The organism is Haliscomenobacter sp. (assembly GCF_041740695.1).
Classification (GTDB): domain Bacteria; phylum Bacteroidota; class Bacteroidia; order Chitinophagales; family Saprospiraceae; genus Haliscomenobacter.
In genome coordinates this window covers 152,892-166,669 of sequence record NZ_JBGSLK010000134.1, presented here as the reverse complement: position 1 = coordinate 166,669, position 13,778 = coordinate 152,892, and the positions used below count along the sequence as shown (strand labels likewise).

General features: G+C 40.8%; 13 protein-coding genes and 1 other RNA gene. 3 read left to right on the top strand and 11 right to left on the bottom strand.

Translation table 11 applies throughout. The features are described from left to right. Positions 1 to 32 precede the first annotated feature (32 nt). Positions 33 to 3,272 carry a hypothetical protein gene (locus tag ACEW9O_RS27185; protein ID WP_373553380.1) on the top strand — a complete coding sequence of 1,080 codons (3,240 nt, stop codon included), beginning with the start codon at positions 33 to 35 and terminating at the stop codon, positions 3,270 to 3,272. Between the two features lie 162 nt (positions 3,273 to 3,434). Here ACEW9O_RS27185 and ACEW9O_RS27180 read toward each other — a convergent pair whose 3' ends face one another. The 9 genes from ACEW9O_RS27180 to ACEW9O_RS27140 all read right to left on the bottom strand — a co-directional run bounded on the left by ACEW9O_RS27180 (position 3,435) and on the right by ACEW9O_RS27140 (position 10,385). Further along, positions 3,435 to 4,151 (bottom strand): hypothetical protein, encoded by a 717-nt coding sequence (locus ACEW9O_RS27180; RefSeq protein ID WP_373553379.1) that lies wholly within the window; start codon positions 4,149 to 4,151, stop codon positions 3,435 to 3,437. Between the two features lie 124 nt (positions 4,152 to 4,275). Beyond that, a complete protein-coding gene (locus ACEW9O_RS27175) occupies positions 4,276 to 4,521 on the bottom strand; it encodes a hypothetical protein (protein WP_373553378.1) in 246 nt (81 codons plus the stop codon). 22 nt (positions 4,522 to 4,543) lie between these two features. Next, positions 4,544 to 4,963 carry an HNH endonuclease gene (locus ACEW9O_RS27170; protein WP_373553377.1) on the bottom strand — a complete coding sequence of 140 codons (420 nt, stop codon included), beginning with the start codon at positions 4,961 to 4,963 and terminating at the stop codon, positions 4,544 to 4,546. Then, the gene (locus ACEW9O_RS27165) at positions 4,960 to 5,196 is read right to left on the bottom strand and encodes a hypothetical protein (RefSeq protein ID WP_013763469.1); all 237 of its coding nucleotides are present in this window, start codon (positions 5,194 to 5,196) and stop codon (positions 4,960 to 4,962) included. The genes ACEW9O_RS27170 and ACEW9O_RS27165 overlap by 4 nt, the downstream gene beginning before the upstream one ends. Before the next feature lie 127 nt (positions 5,197 to 5,323). Then, positions 5,324 to 5,737: a hypothetical protein gene (locus tag ACEW9O_RS27160; protein ID WP_373553376.1), complete on the bottom strand. Its 414-nt coding sequence runs from the start codon at positions 5,735 to 5,737 to the stop codon at positions 5,324 to 5,326. Between the two features lie 107 nt (positions 5,738 to 5,844). Next, positions 5,845 to 6,267, bottom strand: coding sequence for a PIN domain-containing protein (locus ACEW9O_RS27155; RefSeq protein ID WP_373553375.1), 423 nt, complete (start codon positions 6,265 to 6,267; stop codon positions 5,845 to 5,847). Further along, the gene (locus ACEW9O_RS27150) at positions 6,264 to 6,509 is read right to left on the bottom strand and encodes a hypothetical protein (RefSeq protein ID WP_373553374.1); all 246 of its coding nucleotides are present in this window, start codon (positions 6,507 to 6,509) and stop codon (positions 6,264 to 6,266) included. The genes ACEW9O_RS27155 and ACEW9O_RS27150 overlap by 4 nt, the downstream gene beginning before the upstream one ends. A gap of 292 nt (positions 6,510 to 6,801) precedes the next feature. After that, on the bottom strand, positions 6,802 to 7,317 hold the full coding sequence (locus ACEW9O_RS27145) for a pyridoxamine 5'-phosphate oxidase family protein (RefSeq protein WP_373553373.1): 516 nt from the start codon (positions 7,315 to 7,317) through the stop codon (positions 6,802 to 6,804). A gap of 191 nt (positions 7,318 to 7,508) precedes the next feature. Next, complete coding sequence (locus tag ACEW9O_RS27140; protein WP_373553372.1) at positions 7,509 to 10,385, bottom strand: leucine--tRNA ligase; 2,877 nt, start codon at positions 10,383 to 10,385, stop codon at positions 7,509 to 7,511. A gap of 299 nt (positions 10,386 to 10,684) precedes the next feature. Here ACEW9O_RS27140 and tnpA point away from each other — a divergent pair, with 299 nt between their 5' ends. Next, on the top strand, positions 10,685 to 11,137 hold the full coding sequence (gene tnpA, locus ACEW9O_RS27135; protein ID WP_373553371.1) for an IS200/IS605 family transposase: 453 nt from the start codon (positions 10,685 to 10,687) through the stop codon (positions 11,135 to 11,137). Positions 11,138 to 11,150: 13 nt separating this feature from the next. Here the strand turns inward: tnpA and ACEW9O_RS27130 are convergent, their stop codons facing one another. Beyond that, positions 11,151 to 12,440, bottom strand: a complete 1,290-nt coding sequence (locus tag ACEW9O_RS27130; RefSeq protein ID WP_373553370.1) for an asparagine synthetase B — start codon at positions 12,438 to 12,440, stop codon at positions 11,151 to 11,153. 121 nt (positions 12,441 to 12,561) lie between these two features. On the opposite strand from ACEW9O_RS27130, the gene ACEW9O_RS27125 reads away from it, so the two are divergent. Next, entirely contained in the window at positions 12,562 to 12,885 is a 324-nt protein-coding gene (locus ACEW9O_RS27125) for a TfoX/Sxy family protein (RefSeq protein ID WP_373553369.1), read from the top strand. Between the two features lie 76 nt (positions 12,886 to 12,961). Here the strand turns inward: ACEW9O_RS27125 and ssrA are convergent. Then, positions 12,962 to 13,355, bottom strand: a transfer-messenger RNA (tmRNA) gene (gene ssrA, locus ACEW9O_RS27120). Between the last annotated feature and the right edge of the window lie 423 nt (positions 13,356 to 13,778).

Sequence of the window (13,778 nt, the reverse complement as noted above, 5' to 3'; positions counted from 1 at the left end):
TATTAGACAAACATATACAAGCCAGAAAATAAATGAGAAACGCGTACAGTGGCTACACATATCAAAAACAAGTAACTTTACTGCTATTATCAATTATGGATGGTGAACGCAACATCTCTAAAATTGAGATAGAGGCCAAGACTCCTGATAATTTTGACGATTTAATCCTTACCACTAATTCAGAAAGTTTTCAACTTCAAATAAAGGACTTTGAGGATGTATCAATTGAAGATTTAACGATAAAGGAAAATGAAATTTTCATCAAAGAAAAACCGCATAAACTATCGATAAATCAAAATATAATCTTCTTCAAACATATACCTATTAAACCAAACGAAAAGTTTTTGAATTTTGAGAGCTACAAACTTGATAAAAATGTTTCCATAGTTTCTTTGTCAAGAGTTCAAATTGACAGAATAATAGAGAAAATTTATGAAAAAGATCCACAAAGAAAAAATGAAATCGATAGTTTTTTTAGTTCAATCCTAGACAATAGAATATGGAATATACCTATTGAATCATTGCCTCAACTCAAAATATTCATAACTAAATTACAAGAGAAATCTATTTTAATAAGTCACAAACTGCTTGAATTTGAAAATATCCTACTAATTGAAGGTAAACCTGGTGTTGGGAAAAGTCATTTTGTAAACACATTAGAAAGTAAGTATAAAAAAAATATAATTTATCGATTTTGGATTGGTAATCAAGATAATGATTACAAAGAAAGATTAAAGTTTGAAAATTTTATTCGGGATTTAAGTTATAAACTTTTTTGCGACCAGAAAACAAGAGAAATTGAAGAAATTTTTATAAAACTAAAGTCCGAAGAAAAAATTTTCATGATTGATGGTCTTGACCATATTGAAAACTATAATGAACAAGACTTTGAGCGCTTTATCAATTTCATCAATAAAGCAAAGGATTATTGCAAAATAATTGTTTTGTCAAGACCTTTAGTAAATGAAACAAATTGGAAAAAACATATTCTTGACAATTGGAGTTTAAACCAAACTAAAGAAATTCTCAAAACATTATTCCATTTATCAGATTATCCAATTATTTACAAAATCTATAAAATTTCTCAGGGATACCCAATAATTGTTAAATACTTGGCAGAACACTACAAGATTCACAAAACAATCCCTAAAATCGAAAAGGTTGAGAATATAGATTCCTATTATAAAAACATTATAGCTAACGAAAAAGGTAAACATAGTTTATCATTTTTTTTATGCGCTATGTCTTATATCATGAAATCAGAAGTAGTTTTATTTATCGGAGATGAAAAAGATTATGTTGAAGAATTCATCAAGGAGCATCCCTATTTATTTGATATCAAGCTAAATAGAATTTCACTACTGCACGATAGCTTTAATACTTTTTTAAGAAAGCAGGTTAAGTACGAAACCAAATCAGAAAAAATTGGTGAAATTGTTAGTGAATCTATTTTAAACCTTGAAAAAAGATTTTTATCCAGGTTTAAGTTTTTTCAACTTTCTATGGAACAGAAAAAGAAAATTTTGATCAAGTATGCATCAATGGAAACGTTTGAAAAAATTTTAGAAAATTCTGTTGACTTTGAATCAATAAAATCTTTCTATACTCAATTGAGAGAAACCCTAGTTGAATGTCCTCCAAACATACTAAGCGTTAATAACTATTACGAATTATCTTTAATATTTAATTTAATCACTCGAGACCATCTAGCCACAATCAATACATTTTATTACGCATATGTTAGGTCTTTGATTGCAAATGGGATAACTGATGAAGACATTACTAGTTCTGATTATCTTTTTGGAATGTATTATTATGTAAAAACTAAAAACACTACAATTCTTTTAAATAGAACCGCCAAGGATCATTATGGAGTTGAACATTTTTATGAAAAACTAGAACAGGATATCTATGAAGAAGAAATATACATAGAAAAGCACTCTACAAAGGTAGGCGAAAAAAATATTGACAAAAAATTAAGAGATAAGATAAGATTCAGGGAGCATATAACTTATATCATTGAGAATGTTTTCATTCATAAATCAAACATAAAAGGCTATGAAATACTAAAATCTACCTTTGAGGAATATCTAAATGGTAATACTTCCGAAGCTGATTACAAACTTGAGCAATTTTTAATCAAAAAATATGATGCCCCTCACTATGATCGAAAATGGATTTTGCAAGGTGTATTTAATAATTTAATTTCTTATGGGTATAGAATTGACAATGGAAAAAATGAGAATCAAGATTTAACGTTGAAGGAGCTTATCTACAAGTATAGTGATTTGGGTAGCTTTGGTCTTGGCGATAAAATACACAGATACATTCGATTAGCACTGCTGGAAAACAGAAAAATTGATATCTCTAGTATTTATCTGTATTGGACAAAGTACTACCAAAGGAAAGATTACACTTTGCACGGGTTGCCAATAGCTTTAAAGACACTACAAAGTAGAAATCTAATTTCACTAGAAGAATCGATTCGATTAATTAATGAGCTGCAAGAAATGACTGAAAAGGGAGTTAGGCATTTACTTTCAGAGTTTATTAAATTATATGCACCATCCAAAATAATATCTTGTTTGGAAGAAAAATTCGAACCTGAAGATTTAGAAATTGAATGGTTCAAACTTCCGCCAAAATATATAAATAAGATAAGTGAACGAACATACAAAATTGAAGAAAGTAGACTAATTAGACATCACCGAACACTTTCGATTCCGCTAGATGAAATCGAAAATGTTCTTAACTCTAATAAGAATGAAAGACTTATATCCACCCTTAATTATTCAAGAGCAAAAATCAGCTTTAAGAGAAGTCAAAATAAAGTAGCTTTGAAATTTAAACAGGCTGGATTAAGATTTGAAGAGCGAACAGAACAGAATGATTATAATAAATACAAGCAAAATAGCCAAGAACGGTTAGATAGTGGTATTCTCACACTCCAAGATATAAGGCTAATTAAGAGGAAAAACTTGAAATCCTATGAAATCGCTAAGTATTCTGATGGCTACTACACTTCATTACCTGAAATAGAAATCTTTAAAATTTTTGAAAAAAAACAAATAAGTCAAGACTTCGAACAGATTTTATATAATTCACTAACTAATAAAACACGGAGCATAGATTATTTTTATTCATTATACTATCATCCGGGAAATATTCTTAAAATGATAAAGCTTTATAGGGGGGATGAAGAATTTAAACGTGCTACTACGAGTTTTGAAAGGTTTATCAACTTATCTATGTTCAAACTAAAACTAAAATAGAAAAACATCTACACCAAAGCGCAACGCTGGTGCATGGTCTTACACTTCATGACTTTGCACCCATTATCTCCGCGTTTTCAAGACGCAGCGTATGCACGATGCTATAGAAGCGCCACCCAAAAACAAGTTGATTTCGTCAAATACTTTCTGTGAGAACACCCTTTAAAACTCATTTTTGAAAGCTCTACTAGTTTTATCTTGAGTGTCCAGATATTTTGATGCCAACCTATCGGGAATAAAGAGCAAGGAGTGAATAAATCTAATCAAAGCATAAATGCCAACAAGTAAAATAAAATTGATAATAGTACTGACAATCAACTTGTCACTATCTATCATTAAGAATACGTTGTAGGACATTAAAGCAAAAAGCAGAAGGGAAGTAAATAGATTAACCCAGAACCATGTTCTTGGTTCAGTTTGCAGTATCCTGCCTGTCTCTGAAATTCTCCCTTTAAATTCGATTTCACCACTATGTTCAATTTCCAAAACAAATGCATCGCCAGAATCCAAATAGTCAAAATTCAATATGATCTTACCATCTTTCGCTAGTGGTTTCAAATGGCCTTCACCCTTTATTACACGAAAATTTTTGATCATTTTGAGCGCCGAGCTTATTTCAAGATGACTGACTTCTTTTTTTGTTAGTGTTTTCCTACCGTTATTGCAAACCAAAATCCTTGAGCTAAGGATGTTGTTTTCATTTTTCCAGTCATTAATACTTTCACACAATTTGCATACTCTAGCTGATGAATAGGTCAACCTAAAAAAAGTTTTAAAGTAAAAATAAAACCCTAGAAAAGTCCCAAGAATGAACAGAAAAATTGATAGTGCGTTACCTGCACCTAGATAAGATATAAAGTCGTTTAATAAGTTGATCATATTTTAAGTTTTGTTTACCGAAACAGCCTGATTATGGGTTCCATTTAGTTTGTTTCAGGCCTACGCGTCACATAAGTATCTAGTACATGGGCCACTATAATATTGGTATCCAGCAAGCCTATCATTAGTCAAAGCTTGGAATTTCCCAATCAAGCAATCTCCCCTCCCTAACGAACTGTGCTAAATTCTCATCCGTATCTCGCCATGCACCAAACAAACCCTTCCAGGGCTCATCTTTTTCAGGAATACCTTCTACATATTCCTTTCTGAGGCTATTGGTCAATTGCATGATCAGGCGCAGCTTCAAATCAGAACTGAGGTGGTTTAGCATGGCCATGTAGTCCAAAATAATTCGATCTTCACTGGTCATGATCCTGGAATTTTTGATTCAACTATTTAAAACCCCTAATGAATCCTCCCTCAATCAAAAGCTTACGTTCCAAAATTCGTTCTACCTCATTGAATTTGAAAATTTTGATGGTTGCCTCCCCAATGATTGTATGGTGATGAATCATGCCTTCTATCAATTCAAAATGATCGAACCACTGGTCAGTACGAGGATTGAAAAAGCGGATGATGGTTTCGGGGTTTTTCAAAAAAGTGCCCAAGTCGGACCCTTTATTTGAATTGCAAATGCCGCAGCAATAGGCAAGATTATCAAAGTGAGTAATCCCTCCGTGCTTAAGGCTGATCACGTGATCAATATGGAAAGTGAATAAGGAAAAGCGTTCTGGCATTAAGCAGTATTCACAACAACCTTTAGCTCTTTGAGCGATAGCCTTACGTTGCCGCTTAGAAATGTACTCACTCATTGCGCCATCTGAATCGCAGCACGTATTTTAACCAAGCGGAAAATATGCTCCAACATAAAATAGTGTTCCAACTCCGATGCCTCTTCAGCGCTGAGCGTTTGCTCCTTTTTCTTCCATACCAGGTCATCAAAACGATGTTGTGTCGCTTCTGAAGGCCGATAAGCCAATATTTGCACAGGAGCAGATTGTGCTAAAAAAGTGGCCACCTCATCATATATCTTGATGTTCTCCATATTTGCGGATGCATTTTTAAATTCAACTTTTCAAAGTTAGGTCATTTTTTTGACTTATTCAATGTCTTTAAAGGAATTGATGAAGAAGAGTTCATGATAAAACAAATCTATTGATTCGGTTGGCCACTTAGTTGATTGAGTACCGTTCTACTGCCATGGGGCCAATGCCCAATTCATCCATCAATGCCTCTAAAGGTTTATTTTGCAATACCGCCAACTCCACCAAGGCCTCCATCCGCTGGGCATGGGCAAGATCAATCGAATCGGTCAACTCAATTAATTCAGCCAATTCAGTATCAGTGATGGTATGATGTTCCCTCTTTTGAACCAAGCTATAAAAACGACTCCAGACTTCGGTTGGCAACCCACGATTGATCAGCTGTAACAAAGCGATGCTCTTGGATTTTTCTTGGCTGGGTTGACCCTGCACATTTTTTTCCAACAGGCGTAAAATATAGGCATCAACATTTTGCCCCGCAGCGGATGCGGTTGCGCGTAATTTTTGTTCCAGGTCTTGTGGCAAGTCAAGTACAATAGACATGTTGATTGATTTGTGCTGGTAAAGATAAGTTTTTCAAGAGAGAGTGGCAAGTGGAGTGAAAACTCGGCAGATCCGCCCCTTCTTTCTCCACTGGAACAACGTAACCCCTACACAAATTGTCCAGGGGCAGATAAGGTCCAGTCCTCTACTTCCAGGCCTTCATAAACTACAAAATGCCTGGTATTGTTGGTCACCACCACAAGGTCATAAACCAATGCTGTTGCAGCAATTAAAACGTCAAAATGATCGTGCATGGGTGTTCCTGCTTTGTTTAGGCGAACTTTCTCAAATGCGAATACATCAAGTACCTTAGAGATGGGTAAAACGGTCACCGTTTCAGTCAATAAATTGATCAGTGCATGATTTTTTGCTGGGTCTGCGCTACTTTCAGCCCCAATTTTTAGTTCAGCTAATGTTATCTCGGAAACAAAACAATTTTGAAGCCCAACAGAGGCCATTTTTTCTTGAACCTGATATTTCTGTCTAAACAAAAAGATGACAATATTGGTATCGAGAAGATATTTATTCATAGTGCCTCAATACTCCGGTTAAACACTCTTGCTTCTTTAATTTCTGCAATAATTTGCTCTGCAGTGCGGTCATCTGACCATGCACCAGCTAAGGCATTCAGCTTATTTAATTTTTCTCGTTCATCTTGTTCAGACACCGCCTCACGTTCTACTTTTTTTACCTCGATATAATTCAAGGTCTTTAAAAAAAGCAGCAACGTAGAAAGATGTGCATTGTCTACATCTAAAGTAATACGTGTCATTTTTCGCCTTTGATTTCAACAAATTTAATTCATTTAGCAGAAAGGCGCAATTTTAATTTACGCCTGGGGACTAGTTGGCCTACTAGGATAAGATAAAGCTTGAGCCGACAAAGTAAAAGAGTTTCGCCTCAAAACCACAAAGGCCCCAAGAGAAATCCCCTCAGAGCCTTTGTGTATTAGGACAAAGTTTCCAAACCTACCCCTGGGATGCGAACCTGAGACCTACTGATTAGCTTACCTGCTGGAACAAGTCTCTCCCCTGGCGGCATTTATTTTCATACGTTACGTTTTATTACTTAGTCAGGCTCAAATTTCCTTCGATACTGTCATCCATAGTCTGACCAGTAATCAAGGAAGACATTCTTTTCAGAAAAGATACCATTTTGCCATTTTTGGTATCCCAGTAAAACCCATCTTGGGGAGTTACTTTTAAAAGGCGAAGTTTTGGATCATCTACGCCATCTGGAAACCATACTTTAACATAGGGATTCCACAATTCTTCTATTTTTTTCCGATCACTAGAAATTTCCGCTTTTCCAGACAGCACCAGGTAGGAGGAATCACCATTGTCAGCATAAATCAACTGAACACGGTTATCACGGTTGATTTCATCAATATGTTGATGGCTTACGGTGGTGAAAAACCAAATTACGCCCGTTTCTTCCTCCACCTTTTGGGTTGCCATTGGGCAACAGGAAAAGGGAACATTGGTCAAATTTGAACAAAGCATAGCTATGCGAGAGTCTTCGATTAAATCCCGTAATTTTTCAATGGCGTCTTGGTGCGCCAAGTTTTGTACATCACTCATGGTTTTAATTTTTACTTAGAGGTAAAAATTCAAGCCAGCGAAGTTGTGTACAAATACAAGGTTTTTTTTCTACACTTTGGGTAAAAGTAGGGCTAGAACTCCCAGTGCCTTTTTGGTGAATGAAAACCACAAAGGCCCCAAGAGAAAATCCCCTCAGAGCCTTTGTACCTTAGTAACGAAGCGGTTCAAACCTACCCCGCCACCACAATATTGATCATCCTTTTCGGAACAACAATCACTTTTTTCACTTCCTTACCTTCGGTCCATTTTTGTACCGCTTCCAGCTCCAAAATGGCTTTTTCCAAAACCTGTGGAGGCGTATCCGCAGCAAAAGCAGCCGTCATGCGCAATTTGCCGTTGATTTGAACAGGGTATTCGATGGTATCTTCGACCAAATAAGCCTCGTTCAAAATCGGGAAATTGGCGTGGTGCACCGAGCCGGATTTCCCCAAGCCCTGCCACAATTCCTCCGCCAAATGCGGCGCAAAGGGCGCGATCAACTGCACCAATTCTTCCAAAATCGCCACTTTGTTGCAGCCTGCTTTTTGCAAGTCGTTGGTGGCGATCATGAAGGTACTCACGCAGGTGTTGAAGGAATAGCGCTCCACATCGTCGGTGATCCGTTTGATGGCGGTGTGCAGGATTTTCCATTCCTCACGGGTAGGTTCGGCATCTGAAACGGTCCATTTGCCCTGTTTGTCAAAAAACAAACCCCAGAATTTGCGCAAGAAGTTGTACACCCCGCTGATGCCTTTGGTGTCCCAGGGTTTGGCTTGTTCGATTGGCCCCAGGAACATCTCGTACATGCGGAAACAGTCTGCACCGTATTGCTCAACGACATCGTCGGGATTGATCACGTTGTACAAAGACTTCGACATTTTGCCGACCTCCGATTGGGTCATCAACTGGAAAGCACCGGTTTTGCCAGCTTTAGCCGTAACCACTCCGTTTTGGAAAATGGCATCCGTACCTTCAAAGATGGCCTCGGCATAATCGGGGCGCCAGGCGATGAACTGTTTCACCCCCACCTCATTCAAGTGGGAAGCAGGCAGGCCATAATCCGCCACATAATCCACCAATACGGGCAGTTTGGTGAACTTATGGCCCTTGGCTTCCTCTTCGGCCAACAAGGAGGCACAAATGAAGCGGTTTACGCCATTCACCTTATCCTTTTGCATGTACAGGTTTTCCACAACGCCCTGGATCATGCCCTGGTTGATCAACTTTTTGAAGGGTTCAACCGTAGGCACCAATCCTTTGTCGTACAAAAACTTGTGCCACATTCGGGAGTACATCAAGTGGCCCACCGCGTGTTCGGTGCCCCCAATGTACAAGTCCACATCCCGCCAATAGTTCACCGCATCCTGACTGGCAAACTCCTGGTCATTCTGCGGATCCATGTAGCGCAGAAAATACCAAGACGAACCGGCAGAGCCGGGCATGGTATCGGTTTCCCGCGTCATGCCATTGGGCAAATTCACCCAGTCCGTTGCCCGCGCCAAAGGTGCCTGGCCGCCAGTGCTGGGTTTAAAATCGTCCATATCGGGCAATTCCAAAGGCAAGTCCGCAGGCGCCATTGCCTCAGCAATGCCATCGGCATCATAAGTCACGGGGAAAGGTTCACCCCAGTAACGTTGGCGACTGAACAAGGCATCGCGCAATTTGTAATTGACCTGGCGTTTGCCCAAGTCCATACCTTCAATGCGGTTCAACATTTCATCAATGGCCGCAGGCACTTCCATGCCATTCAAAAAGCCGGAATTGATGATGATGCCCTCTTTATCGTGGCGGGTGGAGCCGGGGTAATTGGACTTGTCGACTACATCGATGATTTGTAAGCCAAACTTACGGGCAAAAGCATCATCGCGGTCGTCGTCGCTGGGTACGGCCATGATGGCCCCGGTACCATAATCTTTCAACACATATTCGCCAATCCAAATTGGAATTTGTTCTTCGGTAAATGGATTGATGGCGTAAGAGCCCAAAAAGGCCCCGGTTACTTCTTTCACATCGGCCATGCGCTCGCGTTCGGAGCGGGCTTTGGCATAGCTCAGGTAAGTTTCAACTTTTTCCTTTTGATCAGGGGTGGTCAACTCCGGCACCAAATCGTGCTCGGGTGCCAACACCATATAAGTCGCGCCAAAAATGGTGTCTGGGCGCGTGGTGAATATTTCGATTTTTTGCTCAGAGCCTGCAATCGGAAAGAATAGTTGTGCACCTACCGAACGGCCAATCCAGTTGCCTTGCATGCGCTTCATGGCATCCGACCAATCGATGTTGTCCAAATCGTACAACAAACGATCGGCATAGGCTGTAATGCGCAAAGACCATTGCATCATGGCCCGGCGTTCTACGGGGTGGCCGCCGCGTTCGGATACGCCGTCTTTCACCTCATCGTTGGCCAATACGGTACCCAAGGCTTCACACCAGTTGACGTAAGAAGCTTTTTTATAGGCCAGGCGGTAGTTCATCAGTACGTCAGCCTGCTCCTTTTTATTCATGCCCTGCCAATCGGCAGCGCTAAAGGTTTTGTCTTGAGAGTTAGCAGCGTTGACCTGGGTGTTGCCTTCTTTTTCAAAACGAGCCACCAGGGTTTCGATGGGCATCGCCTTGTTCAGGGCTTTATCGTAATAGTGATTGAACAACTCCGCAAAAATCCACTGGGTCCACTTGTAGTAGGAAGGCTCACAGGTGCGTACTTCCCGATCCCAATCGAAACTGAAGCCCAAATTGTCCAACTGCTCGCGGTAACGGGCAATATTGGCTGCGGTGGACTTCGCAGGGTGTACTCCGGTCGTAATGGCGTACTGCTCCGCGGGCAAACCAAAGGCATCGTAACCCATGGGGTGCAACACGTTGAACCCTTTCAAACGCTTGTACCGCGCGTAAATGTCCGAAGCGATGTAGCCGAGGGGGTGCCCCACGTGCAATCCGGCTCCCGATGGGTAAGGGAACATGTCCAAGACGTAAAACTTCGGGCGGTCGCTCTGGTGGCTTACTTTGTAGACCTTGTGCTCATCCCAGTAGGCTTTCCACTTTTTTTCGATTTCGCGTGGTTTGTATTCCATATGCGTAGCGTTGTTCGGGTATTAACGTTAGTTGGGGTGATTTTGTCCCCACGGGCGGGGATTTTTTAGGAATTGGGGGCAAAGGTAAGAAAAAAGAATGTAGGATTGGGCCTATATTTGCGATAGGGCTTGGCCATTTTGATTTAATAGGGCTATGCCCTATCTTATGATATATCGCCCTTTCAGGGCTTTTATGATGGTGGCCCTGAAGGGGCGATATCTCGTAACGATGGGTGCAGCCCATCGGTAGCGGCATGTAATCTCTTAACGATGAGTGTAGCCCATCTCACTAGACACACATGGGACAATCTCTCGTCAAAAACTACATCCACATCGTGTTCAGCACCAAATACCGCCAGCAGCTGATCTACCCACCCTATGAGCAGGAGTTACACAGCTACTTGGGCGGGACTTGCAATGAGTTGGGCTGTCAAGCCATCATCGTGGGAGGGTATACCGATCATGTGCATATTCTGTGCCTCTTATCAAAAAAGATAGCGCTCATGGACTTGGTAGAAAAGGTAAAAGCCAATTCTTCGAAGTGGTTCAAAACGAGGCATGAATCGCTAAAAAACTTTTACTGGCAAGATGGATATGGGGCATTTTCGGTAAATCCCAAGCAGGTAGACATTGTAATCCGATACATAGCCAATCAACACGAACACCATCGAAAGAAAGACTTCCAAATGGAATATAGGGCTTTTTTGAAAAAGTACAAAGTGGAGTATGATGAGCGGTATGTTTGGGATTAATCTTACGGTTTCATCAAGTTTTCCGTTCTTTTTTCTTTGCTGCGGGAAAAAGGATGTTGTTCAAAATCAAGCGGTACCCTGGAGAATCGGGGTGCAAACTCAGGTCGGTGTCCGGGTCTTCGACTCTGTGCAGGTAATCTTCGGGATCGTGCCCCCCGTAAAAGGTCCAGAACCCTTTACCAAAAATGCCGTGGATGTAACGCGCCTCGTTTTGAGCTTTGTTTTCACCCAAAATCAATACATTGGTTTTCAGGTATTGTTTTCTAAATGCGGTGGTTTGCCCAATAAACCCCTTGACTGTTCGGGTATGGCACTGGGTAAGGATGGAAGGAACGGGATCCCATTTGGCCGAAAAATCAAACAAGGTAAAATAATCCTGCTGGGGTGATACGTTTCGCGACCATCCGCGACCAACATCAATGGTAGAAAAATTATGCCCGGAAGGGCCATCTGCCAGAATAAAATTTTTAAAGGCAAAGGTTTTATTAAAATCCAATTTTGACTGCGCATTGGGATCTGTAGGATCTCCGTCAAAAATTTCATGGCAAATATCTATCCCATCTGCTGCCAGTGCTATGTCGTAAGTTTCGGTGGCCGAACACATGGCAAACATAAAACCGCCACCAGCTACCCATTCCCGGATTTTTTTGACTACTGCCAGTTTGGAATGTGATACTTTTTTGTACCCCAGGCTATGGGCCAAATCCTCAGATCTTGTCTTGTATTCTTCATACCAGGAAGCGTTTCGATACCCGCGAGTGTTGCGTCCAAGCTGCCCGGTAAAATCTTCGTGGTGCAGGTGTAGCCAGTCGTATTGAGGCAATTTATCCTGGAGCACTTCCCGATCATACAACATATCAAAGGGAATTTCCGCATAGGTGAGTACAAGGGTGACCGCATCCTCCCAGGGTTGTATGGCCTTGCCTTTTCCGTCCACTTCCGGGGTGTATACCGCAATTTTGGGTGCTTTTTCCAGTTTCATGGCTTCCATGTTCACCTCTGGATTGGCGATTTGATCGAGTATATTTTTGAATTGGGCATCGGGGACGATTTCGTACGATACCCCTCTGGTCAGACATTCTTTTTCAAAAAGCTTATTGTATTCAAAGGCAAAGCTGCCCCCCCGGTAATTGAGTAGCCACCAGGCTTCCACTCCGTTATTCAACACCCAATACGTAACCCCATAAGCCTTCAGGTGGTCCTTCTGCTTGTCGGGGTCCATTGGCAGCAGGATATAGGCTGCTTTTAGCTGCCCAACAACCGCAGCGATCAGCACCATCATCAATAAACCTTTCTTAATCATCTCCAATTTATTTAGCTTTGTTGATTGGAATAACAGAGGAAAATCAGATCATTTCATGGGGTAATGGAACGGTTAAACTTCCATTCCTCCAAGTTAAACTTTTTTCAACAAAAACAATACCATGGCCTCTGATCAAACATTCGTTGACTTCATTGTAGACCAAATCGAAAATGCTGGAGAGATAACAGCCAAAAAGATGTTTGGAGAATACGCGCTGTATTCCGGGGAGAAACTGTTCGGCTTGATCTGTGACAACAAGTTGTTCATTAAACCCACCCAAGTCGGACGAGCATTTATAGGGGATGTGGTGGAAGCGCCACCATATCCAGGTGCAAAACCGAGTTTTTTGATTGAAGAAAAGGTTGAAGACAGGACTTGGTTAAGTGAGTTGGTGAGGATTTCAGTAGCCGAATTGCCCCTGCCAAAGCCAAAAAAGAAGAAGTAACCGTTTGAATAACTCGAAATTCGGTGAGGTAAAAAAGAAGCGCTGAAAATCTTTAAAAATTTGATTTTCAGCGCTTTAGTGGAGGCGGCGAGAGTCGAACTCGCGTCCAGAGAAAGCACTCATTAGCCTTCTACATGCTTAGTTGCTTATTTTGGTCTCAGCACAAGGGTAGGTCCAGCAACGCACCAGTCTTGTACCCAGCCCGTAATCTCAAACAATGACGCGGGCCGCATCATTGTTCCAGCCTAGCGTTGGTTGATGTACGGGTGCGGGCCGGTTAGGCAAAGGCCGAAGCTCCGAAGAGCTGTGCACCGTCGTACAATGACTTTCTAATTCCTAGAATTAGGCAGCCATGGCGTAGTTAGATTCGCCATTTATGGTTTAATGATTATTTTTTATACGGAGTAAACCATCATTCTCCGGCATGCTTACAAATCAGTCGACAATCCTGTCGATACCATTACGCCCCCATTTTCAAAGATCTTGGTTATTGTGCTGAATTCAAACCGACACTTCGACTACGCTCAGTGACCAGTTTGAACTCAGCACAATAACCCGCCAAAGGTATTAAAAGTTCCAGTAGTCGCCAATAAAAAATTGCGTGATCTCCAACAAGGGCGATCACGCAATGGTAATGTGGTCATAAAGACCTCTTTGTGTGTTTTCTCATAGTTATGTTCTCCAGCTCAGTTGTGGAGATTAAAGCATGGGATTATGCAAAAATTGCCTATTGGAGGCTTTCGGTTCTTGGATTATTTGTCAGCAGTTTGGTCGTTTCTTCGTGCTTTATACTCTTTCAGACGGGGTACTATTTAAAAGTCACTTATACGCGAAAAAAAAATTTAAAAAATTTTGTCTTTCGTGAAACTTTCCAAATCATGGGCAGGTTAACA